The sequence below is a fragment of the Azospirillaceae bacterium genome, assembly GCA_028283825.1.
In the GTDB taxonomy this organism is placed as follows: Bacteria; Pseudomonadota; Alphaproteobacteria; order Azospirillales; family Azospirillaceae; genus Nitrospirillum.
Genome location: JAPWJW010000002.1, coordinates 14515 through 35373, shown reverse-complemented (window position 1 = coordinate 35373; position 20859 = coordinate 14515). Strand labels below are relative to the sequence as shown.

The 20859-nt window shown below is 66.6% G+C and carries 16 protein-coding genes; 7 read left to right on the top strand and 9 right to left on the bottom strand.

Annotated elements, in window-relative coordinates:
* Positions 1–5 precede the first annotated feature (5 nt).
* The 4 genes from PW843_09040 to PW843_09025 form a co-directional block, all read right to left on the bottom strand.
* Positions 6–1265, bottom strand: a complete 1260-nt coding sequence (locus PW843_09040) for an efflux RND transporter periplasmic adaptor subunit (protein MDE1146753.1) — start codon at positions 1263–1265, stop codon at positions 6–8.
* A gap of 430 nt (positions 1266–1695) precedes the next feature.
* Positions 1696–2265 (bottom strand): arsenate reductase ArsC, encoded by a 570-nt coding sequence (locus PW843_09035; GenBank protein MDE1146752.1) that lies wholly within the window; start codon positions 2263–2265, stop codon positions 1696–1698.
* A gap of 13 nt (positions 2266–2278) precedes the next feature.
* The gene (locus PW843_09030; GenBank protein MDE1146751.1) at positions 2279–2815 is read right to left on the bottom strand and encodes an arsenate reductase ArsC; all 537 of its coding nucleotides are present in this window, start codon (positions 2813–2815) and stop codon (positions 2279–2281) included.
* Between the two features lie 93 nt (positions 2816–2908).
* Positions 2909–4300, bottom strand: a complete 1392-nt coding sequence (locus PW843_09025; GenBank protein MDE1146750.1) for a methyl-accepting chemotaxis protein — start codon at positions 4298–4300, stop codon at positions 2909–2911.
* A gap of 383 nt (positions 4301–4683) precedes the next feature.
* On the opposite strand from PW843_09025, the gene PW843_09020 reads away from it, so the two are divergent.
* Complete coding sequence (locus PW843_09020; GenBank protein MDE1146749.1) at positions 4684–5457, top strand: ferredoxin--NADP reductase; 774 nt, start codon at positions 4684–4686, stop codon at positions 5455–5457.
* Positions 5458–5542: 85 nt separating this feature from the next.
* On the opposite strand, the gene purT is transcribed toward PW843_09020, so the two are convergent.
* On the bottom strand, positions 5543–6718 hold the full coding sequence (purT, locus tag PW843_09015) for a formate-dependent phosphoribosylglycinamide formyltransferase (GenBank protein MDE1146748.1): 1176 nt from the start codon (positions 6716–6718) through the stop codon (positions 5543–5545).
* A gap of 15 nt (positions 6719–6733) precedes the next feature.
* The gene (locus PW843_09010) at positions 6734–7705 is read right to left on the bottom strand and encodes a phosphoribosylaminoimidazolesuccinocarboxamide synthase (GenBank protein MDE1146747.1); all 972 of its coding nucleotides are present in this window, start codon (positions 7703–7705) and stop codon (positions 6734–6736) included.
* 213 nt (positions 7706–7918) lie between these two features.
* Here PW843_09010 and PW843_09005 point away from each other — a divergent pair, with 213 nt between their 5' ends.
* The 5 genes from PW843_09005 to PW843_08985 all read left to right on the top strand — a co-directional run bounded on the left by PW843_09005 (position 7919) and on the right by PW843_08985 (position 17498).
* On the top strand, positions 7919–10822 hold the full coding sequence (locus tag PW843_09005) for an ATP-binding protein (GenBank protein ID MDE1146746.1): 2904 nt from the start codon (positions 7919–7921) through the stop codon (positions 10820–10822).
* Between the two features lie 390 nt (positions 10823–11212).
* Positions 11213–13324, top strand: coding sequence for a TonB-dependent receptor (locus PW843_09000; protein MDE1146745.1), 2112 nt, complete (start codon positions 11213–11215; stop codon positions 13322–13324).
* Between the two features lie 181 nt (positions 13325–13505).
* Positions 13506–14168, top strand: a complete 663-nt coding sequence (locus PW843_08995) for a cysteine hydrolase (GenBank protein ID MDE1146744.1) — start codon at positions 13506–13508, stop codon at positions 14166–14168.
* Positions 14169–14300: 132 nt separating this feature from the next.
* Entirely contained in the window at positions 14301–15683 is a 1383-nt protein-coding gene (locus tag PW843_08990; protein ID MDE1146743.1) for an L-serine ammonia-lyase, read from the top strand.
* Positions 15684–15956: 273 nt separating this feature from the next.
* Positions 15957–17498: a hypothetical protein gene (locus tag PW843_08985; protein MDE1146742.1), complete on the top strand. Its 1542-nt coding sequence runs from the start codon at positions 15957–15959 to the stop codon at positions 17496–17498.
* Between the two features lie 15 nt (positions 17499–17513).
* On the opposite strand, the gene PW843_08980 is transcribed toward PW843_08985, so the two are convergent.
* On the bottom strand, positions 17514–18554 hold the full coding sequence (locus PW843_08980; protein MDE1146741.1) for a bile acid:sodium symporter: 1041 nt from the start codon (positions 18552–18554) through the stop codon (positions 17514–17516).
* 107 nt (positions 18555–18661) lie between these two features.
* Between PW843_08980 and PW843_08975 the strand changes: the two genes are divergently transcribed.
* Positions 18662–19525, top strand: coding sequence for a LysR substrate-binding domain-containing protein (locus PW843_08975; protein ID MDE1146740.1), 864 nt, complete (start codon positions 18662–18664; stop codon positions 19523–19525).
* 539 nt (positions 19526–20064) lie between these two features.
* Here PW843_08975 and PW843_08970 read toward each other — a convergent pair.
* Together PW843_08970 and PW843_08965 are read right to left on the bottom strand one after the other, a co-directional pair.
* Complete coding sequence (locus PW843_08970; GenBank protein ID MDE1146739.1) at positions 20065–20277, bottom strand: hypothetical protein; 213 nt, start codon at positions 20275–20277, stop codon at positions 20065–20067.
* 309 nt (positions 20278–20586) lie between these two features.
* Positions 20587–20856 (bottom strand): hypothetical protein, encoded by a 270-nt coding sequence (locus PW843_08965; protein MDE1146738.1) that lies wholly within the window; start codon positions 20854–20856, stop codon positions 20587–20589.
* Between the last annotated feature and the right edge of the window lie 3 nt (positions 20857–20859).

Here is a 20859-nt window from a genome sequence, read left to right as displayed (position 1 = left end):
CCGGGTCACGGGCGCGGCGTCTGGGCCGGGGGCGGCGGGGCGCCCTGGTCCGACAGGGTGACGGTGCCGCCGTTCTGCAGCTTGTTCTGGCCCACGGCCACGACGCGGTCGCCCGGCTTGATGCCCGACAGCACCACGACCTTGCCGTCGGCGCGGTCGCCGGTCTTCACGAAGGTGCGGTCCACGTGCAGGCTGGGCTTGCCATCCTCGCCGTTCACCGGCTTGCCGTCCTTGTCCACCGTCGGGCGGATGACGTAGACGCTGTTGCCGTAGAGGGAATAGTCCACCGCCGTTTCCGGCAGGACCACCTGGTTGGGCACCACCGGCAGCACCACGGTGACGTTGCCGAACATGCCGGGTTGCAGGGCGTGGTCCTTGTTGGGGACGGTCGCCTGCATCTTCACCGTGCGGGTGTCGCTGCTGATCTGCGGGTCGATGGCGGTGATGGTGCCCTGGAACACGCGGGTGGGATAGGCGTCCACCGTCACCCGCACGGTCTGGCCCACGGACACGCGGCCGCGGTCCCCCTCCGCCAGGGTGAAGTTGGTGTACAGCTCATCCAGGTCGGTCAGGGTGACGACCGGATCGCCGGCCTTCACGTACTGGCCCACATCCACCTGGCGCACGCCCAGCACGCCGTCGAACGGCGCCCGCACCAGCAATTGCGCGATCTGCGCGCTGGTCTTGGCGATGTTGGCGTTGGCCTGGTCCAGCGTCGCCTGCTGCTGGTCCAAATTCTGCTGCGAGGTCGCCTGCTTGGCCACCAGGGTGCGATAGCGGGTCAGGTCCAGTTCGGCCACGCGGGCCTGGGCCTTGTAGTTGGCCAGATCCCCCTGCTGCGGCTTGTCGTTCAGTTGCAGCAGCGGCGTGCCGGCGGCCACGCTGGCGCCCGACTGGAACAGCAGCTTGGTGACGGAACCGCCCACCTCGGGCGTCACCGTCACCTGGTGCACGGCCTGCAAGGTGCCCACGGCGGGCAGCAGCTGGGGCACGTCCTCGCTTGTGGCGACGGTGCTGGCCACGGTGGTGGACTTGGGCATCATCTTGCCCAGCGCCTGGGCGATCATGGCCGGGCGCACGATCTTGTCGAAGGCGACGAACAGGCCGCCCACCACCAGCAGCACGATGATGGTCAGGGTCATGTACAGGGCCACGCGGGGTGGCCGCTGGCGCGTGCCGTAAGCCTGCTGGCCGGTCCGCGACATGCCGGCGGCCGGCGCGGCCGGCTGCGGTGCGGCGGTCGTCACGGTCGAATGGGATTCCATGTGTGGGTCTCGCTCGGCGCAAAGGGCCCGGTCCCGGCGGGGAATGCCGCCGACTGGGCTTCGTGGTCTCGACATTGGAAACGCGCACGCCCTCGCGTCGCCCGAACATCCTATGTCCGGCCGATGGCGGCCACCGGACTCGGGGGCGAACCCCAACGGGCCGCCCCCATCCATCGGGAAGGCGGCCGGATCCGGCAGCGGTGCGGTTTCCTAAACGATGGCCTGTTCCCCGGCGCGACCCGATGCCCCCGCACCCGATCTTATCCGATCCCAATGGCCCTCATTATTGTGGGCGACTATGGTTAGCGCGCGGTAAACTGCCAGTGAGCGGTGTCACATTCGCCCACTCGCTTTTCGGGAAAAGCGGAAAAATGCGATGATTGGTCCGCCGGCGCCGAATGATCGGGCTAACTGTTACCCGGCGTAATCGTCAGCCCGCGTGGCGCAGGCCGGCGCCGTCATCGCCGTCGTCATCATCCAGATCCCATTGGCTCAGCGCCAGCAGGCAGGGGGTGGGCAGGGCCGCCAGCACGTCGATGCGCCGCCGCAGGTCATGGAAGATGGCCTCGACCAGGATCTGCTGGTCCAGATCGTCGCCAGGGAACAGGGCGGGGTCGGGGTTGGGCAGGTCCCAGTGCGCGGTGGCCGCGCGGCCCGGCCACGCGGTGGCCAAACCTTCAGCTGCCAGCGCGCTGACGGTGATGATGATGTCGATGGCCGGCGCATCGGGCGCCATGAAACGGTCCAGCGGCGTGGGCGCCAGGCCGGATGTCGCGATGCCCTCGGCCCGCAGGCGGGCCAGGATGTGCGGGTTCAGGGCCGCCGCCGGCGCCAGGCCGGCGCTGTACGCCTCGAACCGGTGGTCGGCGTGGTGGCGCAGCATGGCCTCCGCCATCACGCTGCGGCCGGCGTTCACCCGGCCGACGAACAGCACGCCCAGGTGACGGTCCGGCGGGGGCAGCGGCCGGCCGGCGGGCAGGCCCGTGTGGGCGAAGGTCATGGCATCGCTTCCTTCACAGGTTCTGTATGGGGGCCGACCAGGCCTCGGTACTGTGCACCTCGGTGGTGTGCAACTCGGCCAGCCCTTCGACCGTCATGCGGGCCAGGCGCTGTTCCGGCAGGGAACAGAAGATGCGCACCCGCCGCTCGATCATGCCGAACAGCAGGTTGAACAGGGCACGCTGCTCCACGTCCGATCCCTTGAAGTCCCGCGGGTCGGGGAACCCCCAATGGGCGACGATGGGGTGCCCCTGCCACGCCGGGGCGTCCGCGCCGGCGCTCAGGTCACAGGTGTGGAAGATGAAGTCCAGGGGCTGGGCGTCCGGGCCGGCGAAGGCGTCCCAGGATTTGGGGTGCAGGCCGTCGGTGGGGATGCGGGCCTTGGCCAGCAGGTCCAGGGCGATGGGATCGCACTCCGCCACCGGATCGGACCCGGCGCTGGCGACTTCGAAGCGGCCGCGCCCCCAATGGCGCATCAGCGCCTCCGCCATGATGCTGCGGGCGGAATTGTGCCGGCACAGGAACAGGACCCGATAAGTATTGGTGGCCATCCGCGTTTTTCCCCAACCGCTGTTTGGGGCCATCGTAGACCCGCCGCGTGCCAGTCTTGTGACAGTGGCGTTGCAGACCGGCGACAGGAGAAGTCAGGCGCGATAGCAGATGCGCAGGCCGCCCCACAGGCGTCCGCGCACCCGGATGGGGGCGGACGCGTCCTTCATCAGCACGAACACGCCGCCGCCCATGTCGCGGCGATAGGTCTGCAACAGGAAGGGGGCGGTGCTGCGGCTGACGGCGGTGGCGGTCTTGTCGGCGTAGACGCGGCGGTTGCGGCCGTGGGCGGCGTTCCACACCGGATCGGTGCCATGCGGCTGGCGGAACTGCGGGTTATGGCTGGGGATCATACGGTTGTGGTCGGTGGGCGCGCAGAAGACCACGCGGGGGTCCATGGCCAGGACGGCGTCGTGCAGCGGCGCCACCGCCTTGTCCAGGAAGGGGATGTAGCGGGTCATATACTGCTGCGGGTCGGTGCCGGAGATGGGTTTCAGGTCGCGGTCGAACAGGTCGTCCAGGCTGATCTCCCCGGCCGCCACCGCCTGTTCCAGGCGGGTGGTGATCTGGGCCGCCACCTCCTGCGCGCGGTCGACGAAGGGCGTGTCCTCCGTGGCGAAGCCGGAGGTGACGGCCATCATCATGATGGCCTCCGCCCGGTCCAGCGTGCGGTCCAGGTGCGTGGACGCGGTCTTGAGGGCGGCCCCGGACGCGGCGGCGTCCTGGTTCAGCGCCTCCACCGTCTCCAGGAAACCGTCGCAGCGCTGGGCGATGTCGCCGGTGGCGGCGGCGATGGCGGCGGCGTTCTGTTCCACCTGGGTGACGGCGGCACCCACCGTTTCCACCGCCTGGCCGATGGTGGCGGTGCTGCGGCCCACGCGCTCGGCCTGCGTCGATCCGGCGGCCATGCGCCCAGCCAGGCGCCGCACCTGTTCCGTCAGGGCCTTCAGCGTGCCGTCGATCTCCGCCGTGGCCTCGGCCGTCTGGCGGGCCAGGGCCTTGACCTCCGACGCCACCACGGCGAAGCCTTTGCCGGCCTCGCCCGCCCGCGCCGCCTCGATGGTGGCGTTCAGGGCCAGCAGGTTGGTCTGTGCCGCGATGCGGTTGATGTTGGCCGACACCTTGGCCACCCGGCCCATGGCGCCCTCCAACCCCGATAGTTCGCCCGTGCTGGCGTTCACCGCTGCGACCAGGTCGCCGATGTCCGCCAGGGACTGGCGGATCTCCTCACCCGACGCCTGGATGTCGCGGCCGGCCAGTGCCGCCACGCCCTGGGTTTCCTGCGCCATGCCGGCGATGGTGCGGTTGCTGGTCACGATATCCCGGGTGGATTCCCGGATGGTGGCCAGTTGCCGTGCCTGGCCGTCGATGGCGCCGTCCACCTGGTGCACGCCGCCCACCACATCGGCGATATCCACGCTGAGGCGCCCGACCTCCGCCGCGATGGCAGCGATCAGGGACCCGGCCGTATCGGCAGACGTATCCAAGGCATGAGTGTCCAAGGCCATTTCCCCTCCCGTTTATCGTCCGTCGTCCGCACGCGGAGGCATCAAAGCCCACCTTTCGTGACGGAATCCAAGGCCAGCCGGCCTGGATGACACCACAGGATAGCCGGGCTCAGGGATTGGGGTTACCCCCACCTTGGTAGCGTAAACGTTGGGATAGGGCGCCGCCGCGGCGCCGTTTTGCGTTTCTGGCAAAAAGATTTGATCCCCGACTTTCTCTTGTAAAAGCCGGACATTCGACCAGATATGCAGTCGCAGCGATCCTGGGCAGAATATTTTCGCATTTGCGGAACGGCGCCTTGCCGCCATTCTGCCGGGCTTAAAGCATGTGTTTCCGGTGCGTCAGTCGAAAGGGTATGGCGAGGATGAGCGCGTTTCTGTCCGGCAAGGTCACCATGGTCCACCATTGGACCGATAACCTCTTCAGCTTCCGCCTGACCCGCGACCCGTCCTTCCGTTTCCGCAACGGCGAATTCGTCATGGTCGGGCTGGAGGTGGACGGCCGTCCGCTGATGCGCGCCTATTCCATCGCCAGCGCCAATTATGAAGAGCACCTGGAATTCTTCAGCATCAAGGTGCCGAACGGCCCCCTGACCTCGCGCCTGCAGCACATCCAGGAAGGGGACGAGGTCCTGTACGGCCGCAAGTCCACCGGCACTCTGCTGCTGGACAACCTGACCCCCGGCCGCACCCTGTACATGCTGGGTTCCGGCACCGGTCTGGCCCCGTTCATGGGCCTGATCAAGGATCCGGACGTCTATGAGCGGTACGAGAAGGTGGTGGTCACCCATACCGTCCGCCGCGTGGCCGAGCTGGCCTACTACGACGACATCACCAAGCACCTGCCGGAAGACGAGTATGTCGGTGAGATGCTGCGCGAAAAGCTGGTCTATTACCCGACCGTGACGCGTGAGCCCTTCCGCACCGAAGGCCGCCTGACCGACCTGATCCGCAACGGCAAGTTCTTCGCCGACATCGGCAACCAGCCGTTCGACGCCGCCCATGACCGCGTCATGATCTGCGGCGGCCCGGATGTGCTGAAGGAATTGCAGGGCCTGTGCGAGGAAGCCGGCATGAAGGAAGGCAGTTCCAACCAGCCGGGCCAGTACGTCATCGAGAAGGCGTTCGTGGAACGCTGATCCCGGCTTTCCCGATGGTTCTGAACGGCCGCGCCCCCAACCCGGGCGCGGCCGTTCGCGTTTCAGGGGCCGGTTGTCCCTGACGTCAGTCCCGATAGCTCAGCCACACCTTGTCGGCGACCTGCTTGGCCAGGGCGCGGGCCTCGTCCGCCGTGTCGCCCTGGGCCAGGGCCACGCCCATGCGGCGGTAGGGCCGGGTGGTGGGCTTGCCGAAGATGCGCACCTCCACGTCATGCTCGGTCGTGCCCAGGGCCAGGGCGTCGGCCAGGCCTTCCACGCCGAAATGGGCCGACTCTTGCGTTGCCAGGATGACGGCCGAGGCGGTGGGGCCGCGCAGGGTGATGTGGGGGATGGGCAGGCCCAGGATGGCGCGGGCGTGCAGGTCGAATTCCGACAGGTTCTGCGACATCAGCGTCACCATGCCGGTATCGTGCGGGCGGGGCGACAGCTCGCTGAACACCACGTCGTCGCCGGCCACGAAGAATTCGACGCCGAACAGGCCGTAGCCGCCCAGATTGTCCACCACCTTCTCCGCCATGTCGCGCGCGGCGGCCAGGGCCTTGGCGTCCATGGGCACGGGCTGCCAGGATTCCTGATAGTCGCCGCGCTCCTGCCGGTGGCCGATGGGCTCGCAGAACACCACACCCTGGCGGGTGCGCACGGTCAGCAAGGTGATCTCATAATCGAAGGCGATGAATTCCTCGACGATCACCTTGCGGCGGTCGCCGCGCATGTTGGCGACGGCGTAATCCCAAGCGGCCTCAAGCTCGTCCGCGCTGCGCACCGTGCTCTGGCCCTTGCCGGAGGACGACATCACCGGCTTGATGACGCAGGGCAGGCCGGTATGCTCCGCCCCGGCCTTCACCTCTTCCAGGCTTTCGGCGTAGCGATAGCGCGAGGTGCGCAGGCCCAGTTCCGTGGCCGCCACCTCACGGATGCGGTCACGGTTCATGGTCATGTAGGTCGCCCGGGCGCTTGGCACCACGGTGTGGCCCGCCGCTTCCATCTCCTGCAGCACCTCGGTGCGGATGGCCTCCACCTCCGGCACGATGTAGTCCGGCTTGTGACGCAGGATGGCGGCCTTCAGCGCCGCCCCATCCAGCATGGAGAACACCTCGAACTCATCGGCCACCTGCATGGCTGGTGCCGCGGCATAGGCGTCGCAGGCAACGACATGCGCGCCGTAACGCTTGGCGGAGATGACGAATTCCCGGCCCAGCTCACCGGAGCCCAGCAGCAGGATCTTGGCGGTCGCGGTCATGACGTCGATCCCGGCTCAGAAATAAGACTTGAGATTGGTGCGGATGCGCGCCAGCACACCGTCCTCATCCCGGGCGGGGACGTAGGTCTCACCCGTGATCATCTCATACGCCTGGATGTAGATGCTGGCGGCTTGCAGCACCACGTCGCCCGGGATTTCCGGAACATCATCGACATAGGGGTCGCAGCGGGCGACCACCCAGCTGCGCACGAAGTCCTTGTCGAAGCTCTCGGGCCGTTCACCCGCCTCGAACTTCGCGGGATAGCTGGCGGCGAACCAGTAGCGGCTGCTGTCGGGCGTGTGGATCTCATCGGCCAGGATGATGTTGCCGGCCTCGTCCAGGCCGAACTCGTACTTGGTATCCACCAGGATCAGGCCGCGCTTGGCCGCCAGCTCGCGGCCGCGGGCGAACAGGGCCAGGGCCTTGCCCGACAATTCTTCCCACTGGGCGGCGGTCAGCAGCTTCTTTTCCACGATCTCCGCCGGGGACAGCGGCTCGTCATGGCCGCCGTCGAAGGCCTTGGTCGTGGGGGTGATGATGGTTTCGGGCAGCTTCTGGTTGGGCCGCAACCCTTCCGGCAGGGTCACGCCGTAAACCGTGCGCTGGCCCTTCTTGTACATGGACAGGATGGAGGTGGAGGTGGTGCCGGCCAGATAGTCGCGCACCACCACCTCGACCGGCAGGATGTCCAGGCGCTTGGCCACCACCACATTGGGATCGGGGTAGTCAATCACGTGGTTGGGGCACAGGTCGCGCGTGGCCTCGAACCAATAGCGCGCCGTCTGGGTCAGCACCGCGCCCTTGTGCGGCACTGACGTCAGGATGCGGTCGAAGGCGCTGAGCCGGTCCGACGCGACGATGATGCGCCGCCCGTCGGCCAGGTCGTAATTGTCGCGCACCTTGCCCCGGTAGTGCTTGGGCAGTTCCGGGATGGTGGCGTCGGTGAGGACGTTGGCGGGGGCGAGGTCGGAAAGGGTGAGATCCACCGGACACCTGATGGGTTGCGGGTTGTTAACGCGGGCGCGATCCTAGTGCGCCGACGGCCGTTTGACCATTGCGCCGACGGTGGGGGGGTACCCGCACGGATGGCGGGGCGGCATCCATGCGGCGGCTTGTCCACGGGCCACTCTATATCAATATGGCAAGGGCAGGTTATGGTGGCCCCCGTCGCCACCGCATCTTGGGGCTTACCGGACCGCATGTCGCTGCGCCTTCGCCTCGCGCTCACCTTCGGTGTCCTGGTCGCCCTGGCGACGCTGGCGGCGACATTGGTCATTGGCGATCTGGCGGCGGCCCGCGTGCGCGCCGACATCGCCCGCCAGATGGCGGACATCGCCTTCCAGACGCGGGACAAGCTGGACCGTGGCATGTTCGAACGCTGGCGCGACGTGCAGGTCGCAGCCTCGCTCGACAGCATTTTCAAGGTCGGTACCGAAGAGGCGCGTCAACGCCGCTGGCTGGACCGGCTGAAGCAGACCTTCCCCTCCTACGCCTGGATCGGATTCGCCGATCCCCAGGGCCATGTCGTGGTGTCGGCCGACGGCGTGCTGGAGGGGGCGGACGTGTCGGAACGTCCCTGGTTCCAGGGGGCCCGCGCCAACGGCGCCTACGCCGGCGACGTGCATGAGGCCAAGCTGCTGCAAAAGGTGCTGGCCGAACCGGGCGCCGACCCCCTGCGCTTCGTCGATGTCGCCGCCGCCGTGCATGACGGGACGGGGGCGGTCCAGGGCGTGCTGGGCGCCCACCTCAGCTGGTCGTGGGCGGAGGAGGTGACACGCTCCGTCCTGGGGGCGGCGGCCGAGCGGTCGGGCGTGCAGATCATCGTCATGTCGCAGGGTGGTACCGTGCTGCTGGGCCCTGACGGTTTCATCGGCCGGCAGTTGGCCGTCAACAAGGACGGCCGGGGCGTGGTCAGCGTCGCCTGGCCGGATGGCGACACCAACGATTTCCTGATCGGCGCCAGCCAGAGCACCGGCTACCGCGACTATCCGGGCCTGGGCTGGTGGCTGGTGGCGCGCCAGCCCGCCGCCGTGGCCCTGGCCCCGGTGCACGACATGCAGCGCCTGGTGGCCTATGCCGGCATCGGCATCACCCTGCTGGCGGTGCTGCTGGGCTGGTTCGCCGCCGGGCGGCTGGCCGCCCCGCTGGAACGCCTGACCATTGCCGCCGAGCGCTTGCGCCTGCATCCCATCCCGGATGCCGGTGGCGGGCCCGATCCGCTGGTGGCCTTGGCTGTGGTGTCGGGGGATCGCGAGGTGGTGTCGCTGGCCGACAGCCTGCGCACCGCCTTCGCCACCGTGCGCGACCAGGCGCGCGAACTGGCCGCCGCCAACACCACCCTGGAGAAGCGGGTGGAGGAACGCACGGCCGCCCTGGCCACCGCCAACAACCGGCTGATGGACGACCAGATCCGGCTTGAGGGCCAGGCCGCCGCCCTGGCGGCCCTGGCGGAGGAACGCGACCGGGCCCGCGCCACGGCGCAGGCGGCCAGCCAGGCCAAGTCCAACTTCCTGGCAGCCATGAGCCATGAGGTGCGCACCCCGCTGAACGGCATCCTGGGCATCGCCCAGCTGCTGTTGGCCGAACCGCTGACCCCCGATGTGCGCCAGCAGGTGCGCACCCTGCACCAGAGCGGCCAGTCGCTGCTGACCATCGTCAACGACATCCTGGACGTCTCAAAGCTTGAGGCCGGCAAGATGGCGCTGGAGGAACTGGCCTTCGGCCTGGGCGATCTGCTGGACGGCGTGCGCCGCCTGATGGCGCCCAACGCCACCAAGAAGGGCCTGGCGCTGGCGGTGGCGGTCGACCCGGCCCTGTCGCCGGCCTATCGCGGCGACCCCGTGCGCCTGCGCCAGATCCTGCTGAACCTGATCAGCAACGCCCTGCGTTTCACCCAGGCGGGGGGTGTGACCGTCGCGGTGGAAGCGGCCGAGGCCGAGGCGGAGGGGGGCGGCGGCGTCACCTTGCGCTTTTCCGTCACCGACACCGGCGTCGGCCTGTCGCCGGCCCAGGCCGCGCGCCTGTTCGAACGCTATGTCCAGGCGGATGAGACCATCGCCCGCCGCTATGGCGGTACCGGCCTGGGCCTGGCCATCTGCCGCGACCTGGTGGAACTGATGGGCGGTCGTATCGGCGTGGACAGCCGGGAGGGGCAGGGCAGCCGCTTCTGGTTCACAATCCCCTTGGGCACGGCCAGTGCCGAGGAAGCGACGCGCCTGGCCCTGGACGCCGCCGGTCCCGTCCCGCTGTCCGATGCTTTCGCGGAGGCGGAGGACGCGCCCACCTTCGCCGACGGCGCCCAGCCGGCCGGTGGCGCCAAGGGCCGCCTGCTGCTGGTGGAGGACAACGTGGTCAACCAGCAGGTGGCGCTGCTGCTGCTGCGCCGCGCCGGCTACACCGTGCATCTGGCGGAGAACGGGCAGGAGGCGCTGGACGCCTTGGCGGCCGAGCCTGTCGACCTGGTGCTGATGGACATGCAGATGCCGGTGATGAACGGGCTGGAGGCCACGCGCCACCTGCGCGCGGCGGAGGCCGGCACCGGCCGGCACGTTCCGGTCATCGCCCTGACGGCCCACAGCCTGTCCGACCGGGCGGACGAACATCTGGCCGCCGGCATGGACGACCATGTGGTGAAGCCTTTCGACCATGACCGGCTGCTGGAACGGGTGGCCTACTGGCTGGCGCGCGGGTCATCCACCCCGGACGCGGGGGCTGTTGCGCCGGCACCGGACCCTGTGGCGGAGGAACGGGGACCGGCCTTTGATCCCGCCGTGATGGGGCGCCTGGCCGTCCTCGTGCCGGCGGACCAGTTCCAGATGCTGATCCGCGAGATGGTGGTCAATGGCCTGGCGCGGCTGGACCGCATCGCCGCCCAGGCCGAGGCCGACGACCTGCCCGGCCTGCGGCGTGAAGGCCACGACCTGGTGTCCACGGCCGGCAGCGCCGGCCTGAAGCGCCTGCAGGACCTTGGCCGCGACCTGGAGGCGGCGGCCATCGCCGGTGACAGCCAGCGCGCCCGCATCCTGGCCGCCGCCATCGCCGCCATCGGCCCGGGCGACTGGCGGCAGGTGGGGGGCTTGGCCCCCGACGCGCTGGCATCCTGATCCAGGCACACGGGACACGGTCGGAATGGGTCGGGCCGCAAACCTTTCGCAGGTGCGGTCGGCTGCGACCTTGTGCCTGTTGCGGTGCCGCGCTTTCCCATTGACGGTCGGGCCGGCCCAGGTTAGAACCCAATCACGTTATACTATAACGTAACAAAAACCAGGCAGTGCGGGGCCTGTCTCCCAGCCCAACCAGGCGTTCGCCGGCCGCCGTTCCCTAGATCCGTGGGGAATGGCGCCGGCGGCGGTGTGGCCGGGCCGGGTCTGTGAAGGGACCAGGGGTCGATTCCCGATGGGAAGACGGCCCCCTTGATTCAAGGTGGGAAGATGTATCGCATGTCGGGGCGCGCCGCGGTTGTTGGCGCTTTGTTGTTGGGTTCGGTCAGTTCCGTGGCACTTGCCGCCGATGAACCCGGTGGGGATATGGGCGGCAACACCGCCGGTGACCCGGGCAACATCGGCACGAATTCGGCCAGCGGCCCGGTGCCCGAGGTGGTGGTGACCGCCAAACGCCTGCTGGACGCCCGCAACAGCATCCAGCCGCAGCTGGGTGCCAGCAGCTACACGATGGATGAGAACGCGCTGGAGAGCCAGCCGGGCGGCCTGAACAACGGCCTGAACCAGGTCATCATGCAGGCCCCGGGCGTGGCGCAGGACAGCTTCGGCCAGCTGCACATCCGGGGCGAGCACGCCAACGTCCAGTACCGCATCAACGGCGTCATCCTGCCCGAGGGCATCAGTGGCTTCGGCCAGACGCTCAGCCCCCGCTTCGCCCACAGCGTCAGCCTGGTGACCGGCGCCCTGCCGGCGCAGTACGGCCTGCGCACCGCCGGCATCATCGACATCCAGACCAAGTCCGGCGCGTTCGACGACGGCGGCGACATCAGCGTCTATGGCGGCAGCTACGACACGCTGCAGACCAGCTTCGACATCTCCGGCTCGTCGGGCAACCTGAACTACTTCGCCTCGGGCGATTACAAGACCAGCGGCGTGGGCATCGAATCCCCCGACGGCAGCGGCAAGCCCAACCACGACCGCACGGAAAACGGCCGCGGTTTCATCTTCCTGCAGGACATCCTGGATCCGGACACCCAGGTCAGCCTGATGGCCGGCACCGAACGCGGGCAGTTCCAGATCCCCACCCGTTCCGGCCAATCCCCGGACCTGGGCTACAGCCTGAACGGCGTCACCGACTATCCCAGCAACAAGATTGACGAAGACCAGCGTGAGATCACCCACTACGCCGCCGCCACCTACCTGAAGGCGCTGGACACGGTGTCGGTGCAGTCGTCGGTCTACGCCCGCTATTCCAGCCTGTGGTTCAAGCCCGACGTCACCGGCGACCTGCTGTACAACGGCATCTCGCAGGAAGCCTACCGCCGCTCCATCGCCGGCGGCTGGCAGACGGACGGCAGCTGGGTCATCAACGACAACCACACCCTGCGCGCCGGCCTGCTGCTGTCGACCGAACGTTCCACCGGCACGACCACGTCGCAGGTGTTCCAGGTGGACGCCGACGGCAACCAGATCGGCACCAGCCCGACCACGGTGCAGGACAATTCCGGCAAGACCGGCTACAGCGAAAGCGTCTACATCCAGGACGAATGGAAGTTCGCGCCCAACTGGATCCTGAATTTCGGCGGCCGGTTTGACAGCTTCCAGGAATATGACAGCGAAAGCCAGTTCAGCCCGCGCGTCAACCTGGTGTGGACGCCGACGTCCAAGACGACGCTGCACGCGGGATATTCCCGCTACTTCACGCCGCCGCCGTTCGAACTGGTCTCCAACACCTCCATCCTGAAGTATGTCGGCACCAGTGCGGCCGCCGCCAACACCACCAACGACACACCCAAGGCGGAACGCGCCAACTACTTCGACGTGGGCGTGGAACAGAAGCTGACCGACGCGCTGACGGTCGGTTTGGACGGCTATTACAAGAAGTCCAAGAACATGCTGGATGAGGGGCAGTTCGGCGCCCCCATCATCCTGACGCCCTTCAATTACGCCGAAGGCACGCAGAAGGGCGTGGAGCTGTCGGTCACCTACGCGATCAGCAACTTCCAGGCCTACGCCAACTTCGCCGTGTCGAAGGCGGAGGGCAAGAAGATCACCTCCAGCCAGTTCAGCTTCGATCCCGAGGATCTGGCCTACATATCCTCCCACTACATCCCGGTGGACCACGACCAGCGCTTCACCGGGTCGGCCGGCGCCAGCTACCGCATCGACAAAACGCTGCTGACCACCGACCTGATCTATGGCTCCGGCCTGCGGGCCGACGGCGCCACGCCCAACGGTGCGGCCCTGGCCGGCTACGTCCAGGTCAATTTGGGCATCGTGCAGTCCATGGACCTGCCTACGGTGGGCGCCATGGACGTGCGGTTCGACGTCATCAACCTGTTCGATGAGAAGTACGAGATCCGTGACGGAACGGGGGTGGGCGTGGGCGCCCCGCAATATGGCCCGCGCCGCGGCTTCTATTTCGGCCTGACCAAGAACTTCTAAGGGCCCCTCAATACCTTAGGAATTCTCAAGGCTCAGGCCGGCAATTGAGCCCGGCCCCCCAGGCGAACCCGGCGGTCCCCCCGCCGGGTTCGCTTCGTTGGCAACGGATCATGCGCGCCCGCCCAAGACCACCCCTGTTCCGGGCGCTAGCCTGGCACCCGGTACAGCGGGGGATGGCATCATGGCGCACCACATCGACCTGCCGGACTGGGCGCATGCCCGGGGCCGGGGGCTGAACGACGTCCAGGCCCTGGATCCGGCCCGCACCGCCCTGTTGGTGATCGACATGCAGCGGGTGTTCATGGCGCCCGGCGAGGTGTTCGCCAACCCCCATGCCATGGACATCGTGCCGGCGGTCAACCGCCTGGCCGCTGCCGTGCGCACCGCCGGTGGGCGGGTGATCTGGACGCGCCAGACGGTCTCCACCGACCCCACGCTCGCCATGCCGGCCTGGCAATACGATCTTTCCATCCCCTTCGTGCGCGAGGCGGTGCGGGTGATGCACGCCGGTACGGCCCACCACGCCCTGCACCAGGATATGGATGTGCGCGACGGCGACACGGTGATCGACAAATACCGCTACAGCGCCTTCATGTGCCCCGCTGGCGCCCTGCGGGCGGAGCTTCAGGCCCAGGGCATCGACACGCTGCTGGTCGCCGGCACACTGACCAACTGCTGCTGCGACAGCACGGCGCGCGACGGCAACATGCTGGGCTATCGCGTCGTGGTGCTGGCCGACGCCTGTGCCGCCCCCACCGATGCCGAACACAACGCCGCCCTGTTGCTGGTCCGCCTGAACTTCGCCGACGTGAAGACGGTGGATGAAGTGGAAGGTCTGCTTTAACTTAAAGACTATCAAATAATATGACGCAGTGATGGCGGTGGCGGCCACCGGACGAACCTTGTATCAAGGCGCCATCGGCGCCCTGTCCACCTGATGGTGTCAGGTCGGGGCGCCTGGAATAGGGCACCGGGCATGAGCATCAGCGTCTTCGAACTGTTCAAGGTGGGCGTCGGCCCCTCCAGCTCCCACACCATGGGGCCGATGACGGCCGCCTGCCGCTTCGTACGCCGCCTGGCCGACGCCGGGCGGTTGCGGCCCGTGGTCCGGGTGGAGGTGCAGCTCTATGGTTCCCTGGCGCTGACCGGCCGGGGCCATGCCACCGACACCGCCGCCATGATCGGCCTGACGGGCCAGATGCCGGCCGACGCCGACCCCGACGCTTGCGCCGCCCTGGTGGCCCGCATCATCGCCAGCCGCAGCCTGCCGCTGAACGGTGTGGCGGGCCATGAGATCGCCTTCGATCCGGAGGCGGACATCCGCTGGGAAGGCGGCAGCCAGTTGCCCTTCCATCCCAACGCCATCACCTTCGTGACCTTTGACACCACCGGCGCGGAAGTCGCGCGCGGCACCTATTATTCCGTCGGCGGCGGTTTCGTGCTGGATGAGGATGAGGCGCGGGTCAACGCCCCCGCCAACCCGGGGCCGCCCGTGCCCTATGACTTCGCCAACGCCGACCAGTTGCTGGAGATGGCGGCCAAGGACGGCCTGACCATCGCCGATCTGATGCGCGAGAATGAACGCGCCGCCCGCAGCGATACGGACATCGGCGATGGCCTGGACCGCATCCTGGCCACCATGGACGCCTGCATCGACCGCGGCATGCGCGAGACCGGCATCCTGCCCGGCGGCCTGGACGTGCCGCGTCGTGCCGCCAAGATCCATGCCCAGCTGATGCAGCGCCAGGAACGCATGCTGCGCGACCCGCTGTCGGTCATGGACTGGGTGAACCTCTGGGCCCTGGCGGTGAATGAGGAGAACGCGGCCGGCGGCAAGGTCGTCACCTCCCCCACCAACGGGGCGGCCGGCATCATCCCGGCGGTGCTGCGCTATTACGAACGCTTCCACGACCCCGACCGCCGCCGCCTGCACATCTTCCTGCTGACGGCGGCCGCCATCGGCGGCCTGTACAAGCGGAACGCCAGCATCTCCGCGGCCGAGGTCGGCTGCCAGGGTGAGGTGGGCGTGGCCTGTTCCATGGCGGCGGCCGGCCTGACGGCCGCCATGGGCGGCACCAACGCCCAGATCGAGAACGCGGCCGAGATCGGCATGGAGCACAACCTCGGCCTGACCTGCGACCCCATCAGGGGCCTGGTGCAGATCCCCTGCATCGAGCGCAACGCCATGGGCGCCATCAAGGCCATCGACGCCGCCCGCCTGGCCCTGATGGGCGACGGCACGCACAAGGTCAGCCTGGATCGCGTGATCGAGACCATGCGGCGCACCGGCGCCGACATGAAGGACCTGTACAAGGAAACATCCCTGGGCGGCCTGGCGGTGAACCTGCCGGAGTGTTAGAGCAAGATGCGATCACGCGTGATCGCATCTTGCTCTTAAGCTGTTCATGATAGAGCGGATTTACACGATCAGGTGATGCCACCTGATCGTGTAAATCCGCTCTAGGCGGCCGGAAGCGGCGTTTGCGCCGGCCCTTCCCATTGTGTATAAGGATTGCCAAGTAGCTTGGGGTGCGGGAATATATCAAGTGCATGGAAGAACTCTCTAATTCTTTGCCATTTCCGCAAATTTTCTTTCTTTTGCCATATTGGTGACGGGATGGTTGGGAATTTCATGAAAAATTTGAAGAATATTAATGCGCTATTCATTCTTAATAGGGTTATTTGGTTGGTTTGTGCCCTGGTTTCTTTGGCCGGTGTGCGGCTCGCGTTAACAAATTATGTTCTTAATAGCGATTATTACTCTTCAGATAATTTTTATGTTCTTGCCTTCTTCCATGCGTTGCGCTCTGGAACTCTGGGTAGTTTCCATTTCTCGCATCTCCCAGACATTTTTCCAGAAGATTTTATAATTATTCCGCTTTTGGCGCTGCACGTTCCGTGGAAGTTGGCTTTCCTTACCTTTTCGGTGCTTTCCGTTCTGGCCTTTCTAATGGCCGCCTGCGCTATTTTGCGCAGATTACGGGTCGATACGGCTGGCCAAGTATTGCTGATCGCCCTTCTTGCGGGACTCGCCATTGTCCGTGATTTGGTGCATCTGCAATTCATCGTGGTCGGCGTTCACGGCGGTTCCTTTACCCTTTCATTTGTGATGGCTGCCATCGCCCCCCGTTTCCTGCGGCGTGCAGGGACGGTGCCGGCGTTGATGCTGTGGAATGGGGTGATCTGCCTGGCCGTGTTCTCGGATGCGCTTTTCATTTGGGAATTCGTGCTGCCGTTTATTTCCGCTCTGGTGGTGATGGCGTTATTGGGTCGCCTGCCTTGGCGTGCCGTGGCAATCATGGGAATGTCGGCGGGAAGCGCGACCGGCCTGGGAATGGGGCTGCTGCACCTGCTGCCCATCAGCCCGTTTCCGCCGGCCTCCGCCGGCCTGCTGCTGGAACGGGCGCGCCTGTTCGTGACGTCCCTTGGGCTCGAGCTTGGACTGCAACTGTTCGCCCCCCTGGTTGTGATGTTGGTCCTTTATATGGCCCGGTTCTGGTTCCGTCCCTCCGGCGGGAAGGATGGGCAAGACCAGGAAGTGGGGGACCCTGAAGTCTTTTTCTGGCATTTCGGCGTCACCGCGTCGTTGCTTTCCTTGGCCCTGATGGTCGTGGCCTACGAGGACCTGGGAACCTACCGTTACGCAACCTGCGCCCTGTGGTGGCCGATTTTGCTCTGTGTCGCGGCGGCACGGGACCAGATCAGCCGTCTGGCCAGGTGGTTTGCTTCCGCGTCCGTGGTGACCCTTGCGGCTTGCCTGATGCTTGCGGCGATTCTTCCCGCCCGATCGATCTTTACCGAGGATCTCGCGCGGTGTGTTGAGCGCGAAGGCAAGAATTTCCCTTTGAAATCGGGCCTCGGGCATTACTGGGTGGCCCATCCCGTGACCTTGTTCACCGAGTCCAGGCTTGTGGTATCTCCGCTTGATGGAAACGTTGATCCGTGGATGTGGCTTAACAATCGGACGGATTATTTCACCGACGATAAAATGACCACCGTCCGGGACTACAATTTCATCTTCATGCGCTACATGGATTCTGGCGTGGTACAGTCCCGTTATGGTGATCCGGATGGCGAGATTCGCTGCGGTGACGACCGGATTTTATTTTACCGGGATTCCAAGCGCCTGACGGATCATGTGGCGCAATGGTTGGCGGCACATCCGAAGGACTGAGTAACCCCGCTTCCCTCAGTCCGCCTCGGCCACATGCCCCGGCGGGTGGCTGCTGGCGTAACGGCGGGCCAGCACGGCGCAGACCATCAGCTGGATCTGGTGGAACAGCATCAGCGGCAGGACGATCATGCCGATGGCGTGGCCGGCGAACAGCACGTTGGCCATGGGGATGCCGCTGACCAGGCTTTTCTTGGACCCGCAGAACACCACGGCGATCTCATCGCCCCGCGACAGGTGGAAACGGCGGCTGATGAAGGTGGTGATGGTCAGGATCAGGGCCAGCAGCACGGCGTTGATCACCAGCACCTTCAGCAGGCTGGCCGCGTCCAGCTGGTGCCAGATGCCCTCGTTCACAGCGTGGCTGAAGGCGCCGTAGACCACCAGCAGGATGCTGGCGCGGTCCACCGGGCCCAGCACCTTCTTGTTGCGCGCCACCCACGCCCCGATGCGCGACCGCAGCAGCTGTCCCAGCGCGAAGGGCAGCAGCAGTTGCACGAACACCGACGTCAGGGCGTCGGCCGAAAAGCCGGCGCCGGCCTTGGACAGCAGCAGGCCCACCAGCAGCGGCGTGATCACCATGCCCATCAGGTTGCTGGCCGACGCGCTGCAAATGGCCGCCGCCACGTTGCCGCCGGCCATGGAGGTGAAGGCGATGGACGACTGCACCGTGGACGGCAGGGTGCACAGGAACAGCACGCCCAGATACAGGTCCGGCGTCAACATGCCCAAGTTCACCAGCGGCTTCAGGCACAGCCCCACGATGGGGAACAGCACGAAGGTGCACAGGGTCACCAGCAGGTGCAGGCGCCATTGCGTCAGGCCGCCGATCACCGCCTCCCGCGACAGGCGGGCGCCGTAGAGGAAGAACAGTAGGAACACGGCGATGTCGGTCGCCCAGTTGGACACGCCGATCATGGCGCCCTTGGCGGGCAGGACGGACGCCAGCGCCACCGTGCACACCAGCAGGATGGTGAAGGTGTCGGGCCTCAACCGCTTGAGCCAGACGGACAGGCCAGAGGGGACGTCGGACGGGGAAGAGGCGGCGGGGGCGGACATGGGCGAAACCAGCGGTCTGGGGTGTAGGGGTGATCTGTACCACTATAAAGCGCTGGACGGGTCATCTTGAAGACTGCTTACCATTGTTACTGTGATCGGTTTTCTGAATGGGTGGGGCGATGCTGGACCCGGTGCTGCTGCGGACGTTCATGGAGGTGGCGCGGGCCCAGGGCTTCAGTGAGGCCGGGCGGCGCCTGGGCCTACGTCAATCCACCGTCAGCCAGCAGGTCGGCCGGCTGGAGGACGCGGTGGGCCGCCGCCTGTTCGTGCGCGACACCCATACCGTGCGCCTGACCGGTGATGGCGAGGCGCTGGTGGAGTTCGCCCGTGGCATGCTGGACCTGGAGGAACGCGCCCGCCAGCACTTCGCCGGCGCCGATTTGCGCGGCCGGGTGCGGTTGGGGGCGGGGGAGGACTTCGTCATCTCCCATTTGTCGGAGGTGCTGCGCACCTTCGTGCGCCGCCACCCGGCGGTGGACCTGGAACTGACCGTGGGGCTCAGCGGCTTTCTCTACCAGAAGCTGGACGCGGGGGAGTTGGACCTGGTGCTGGCCAAGCGCCGGCCGGGCGACAGCCTGGGCCGGCCGTTGTGGCGTGACCGCTTCGTCTGGGCGGGGCGCGAGGGCGACGCGCACGATCCCGCCAAGCCCCTGCCGCTGGTGCTGTTCACCCCGCCCAGCATCAGCCGCTCCGTCGCCTTGCAAACCCTGGAGCGCCACGGCCGCGCCTGGCGCATCGCCTGCGTTAGCGGCAGCCTCAGCGGCCTGCGCGCCGCCGCATTGGCGGGCCTGGGCGTGACGGTGCAGCCGCGCAGCCTGCTGCCGGCCGGCATGGTGGAGGTGCCGCACCTGCCGGCCCTGGCCGATGTGGAGTTCGTGCTGGCCGGCCCCGGGGCGGCGGGGCGGGGGCCGGCGGCGGCGCTGGCGCAGGCCATCGTGGACAGTGCCGTGCGCCTGCAGGGGACGGGTTGATACCGCCCACGCTTCGCAAGGCGGCGGAACAGCCGGATACCTGCCACCGAAAATGGTAAAGATTTTATTAAGGTCCGCGACGAAAGGGCGGGTCGGCGCGATATTTCCTGCCGATTTTTGATAGTCAATCAAAGTCAGGTAGCCAAAATACGACGCATATCGAAATGTACTAATGAATCATTAAAATGAATTGTGACAATATCTGATGAAATGAGACTGCCGACGAATTCGTTATGTGATTGCAGCGCAGCACCAGTATTGGAAATTAATTGTATATCCGTAAGTTGTTATTGACGTATTCCCAACGCCATAAGAGAAGGAGGGTGATGGCCTATCCAGGTAGGTCTGGGATCGGGCCGGGCGCCTGTAATTTCGACGCCCCGAGGGACTGAAACCGAAGGTGGATGGCATGCCGGAAGGTCTAGCCCGGCAGATCAATCCAAGCCGCCTTCAGGGAATCGGTCGCGCGGGGTGGGCGATGGTTGGAGATTGAGTGCGATGACGAAGCGGACGATGAAGCCCGTGATTGGCCGGAAAGTTCAGCAGGGCTTTCTGCTGGGGGCGTCCGCTCTCGCCATCGGCATGTCGCTGGCGGCACCCAAGCCGGCGGTGGCGGCCGGCGTTTGCGGCAGCTTCGCCTCTTCCACCACCATCAACCCCACTTCCAATTGCACCAATTTCGTGTGGACCGGGACCGGCGGCGGCACCATCGTCAACAACGGCACCCTGGTGGCCGCCGCCAGCAGCGGCACCACGGTCGCCAACTATGCGGCGATGAGCATCCTGGGCGGCACCTCGCTGACCGCGCTCACCAACAACAGCATCATGGGGGGGGCCGGCACCCTGGGCGGGTACATGGCCCTGGCCATCACCGGCAGCCCCACCTACAACACCGTCACCAACAGCGGCACCATCACCATCAGCTACGGGGTCGCCGCCTACACCACCATCGGCACCATCGTGAACGGCAGCCTCGGCACCATCACGTCGGGCGGCGGCGGCGGGGCCATCAAGATTCAGGACGGTGTGCGCATCGGCGGCCTTTCCAACGCCGGCACCATCTATTCCAGCGGCAACAGCGCGGTGAACCTGGTCGGCGGCAGCATCGGCACCCTGACCAACACCGGCTTGATCCAAAGCACCAGCGGCGGCGCCATCGACGTCGACGTCGTCAATGTCATCAGCACCATCGGCACCCTGATCAACAGCGGTACGATCAAGGGCAACGTTTCCGGCGGCACCGGCGCGCTGAACGTGTTCGGCGTGGTGGGGTCGGTCAACAATTCCGGCACCATCGCCAACGGCGCCGGCGCCGGCGTGCTGGTGCGCAATTT